The sequence below is a fragment of the Streptomyces rubellomurinus genome (assembly GCF_000961885.1).
GTDB classification, from domain to species: Bacteria; Actinomycetota; Actinomycetes; order Streptomycetales; family Streptomycetaceae; genus Kitasatospora; species Kitasatospora rubellomurina.
Map to the genome: position 1 here is coordinate 1 of NZ_JZKH01000230.1, position 1703 is coordinate 1703.

A 1703-nucleotide genomic window follows, 5' to 3' on the forward strand; every position below is an offset into this window, starting at 1 on the left:
CACCGTCATGAACACCCCGGCGCTGTTCGTGGAGTTCAGCCGGCTGCGGGGCATGGCGGCGGACGGGCGCTGCAAGAGCTTCGGCGCCGGTGCGGACGGTGCGGGCTGGGCCGAGGGCTGCGGTGTTCTCGTCCTCAAGCGGCTGTCGGCCGCCGAGCGGGACGGGGACCGCGTTCTCGCGGTCATCAAGGGCAGTGCGATCAACCAGGACGGCCGCAGCCAGGGGCTGACGGCGCCGAACGGCCCCTCCCAGCAGCGCGTCATCCAGGACGCCTTGGCGGCGGCCCGGCTCTCCGCCGCCGACATCGACGCGATCGAGGCGCACGGCACCGGCACCTCCCTCGGCGACCCCATCGAAGCCGGTGCCCTGGCCGAGGTCTTCGGCCCGACCCGCGCGGCCGACCGCCCGCTGCTCCTCGGCTCCTCGAAGTCGAACATCGGCCACGCCCAGGCGGCCGCCGGCGTCATCGGCGTGATCAAGATGGTCCTCGCCCTGGAGAACGGCGCCCTGCCGCGCACCCTTCATGCGGAGGAGCCGACCCCTCACGTGGAGTGGGACGGCAGTGGGCTCGCCCTCCTCCAGGAAGCCACCAGCTGGGAGCGCGGCGAGCGGGCGCGTCGCGCGGGCGTGTCGTCCTTCGGCCTCAGCGGCACCAACGCCCACGTCATCCTCGAAGAGGCCCCGGAGGCGCCGGCCGCCCCGACCGGCGAGGGTGCGGGCGACCTCTCCGCCCTTCCGGTCCTGATCTCGGGCCGCGACGAGGCCGCCCTGCGCGCCCAGGCCGCCCGCTGGGCCGACTGGCTCGACGGCCGTCCCGGCATCCCGCTGGCGGACGTCGCCCTGACCGCCGCCCGCCACCGCACCCACTTCGAGCACCGGGCGGTGGTCGTCGCGGGCTCCGCCGACGAGGCGGTGGCGCAGCTGCGCTCGCTGGCCGCCGGTGACTCGGCGGGCGTCGGCGTCGCCGGTCACCCCGGTGAGGTCGTGTTCGTGTACCCGGGCCAGGGCAGCCAGTGGCTCGGCATGGGGGCTGCCCTGCTGGAGCAGTCCCCGGTGTTCCGTGACGCCGTCGTGGCGTGCGATGCGGCGCTGCGTCCGATCACGGGCTGGTCGGTCCTGGACGTGCTGGCCGGCGCGGGTGGCGACCACCCGCCCGTCGACCGGGTGGATGTCGTGCAGCCGGCGCTGTTCGCGATGGGCGTCGCCCTGTCCGCCCTGTGGCGCTCCTGGGGCATCGAGCCGTCTGCCGTGGTGGGTCACAGTCAGGGCGAGGTCGTCGCGGCCGTCGTCTCGGGTGCGCTGTCGCTGGAGCAGGGCGCCAAGGTGGTTGCTCTCCGGTCGGCGGCCGTGCGGGCGGTGACCGGTTTCGGCGGCATGGCGCTGGTCGAGCGGCCCGTCGCCGAGGTCGAGGAGATCCTGAAGGCCTACGAGGGCCGGCTCTCCGTGGCTGCGGTGAACACGCCCGGCTCGACCGTGGTCAGCGGTGAGAGCGAGGCCATCGACGCCCTGGTGGCGGACCTGGCGCAGCAGGATGTGTTCTGCCGCCGGGTGAACGTCGACTACGCCTCCCACAGCGCGCAGATGGACCCGCTGCTGCCGGGCTTGGCGGAGGAGTTCGCCGACCTGACGCCCGGCCGTGCGTCCGTTCCCTTCTACTCCACCGTTTTGGGTCGGGTGCTGGAAGGGCCGGAGCTGGACGGTG

The 1703-nt window shown here is 74.2% G+C and carries 1 protein-coding gene; it reads left to right on the forward strand.

Annotated features, from left to right (window positions below):
- Nucleotides 1-1703, forward strand: a 1703-nt coding sequence (locus VM95_RS37465) for a type I polyketide synthase (RefSeq protein ID WP_045705857.1), incomplete at both ends; no start/stop codon positions are given.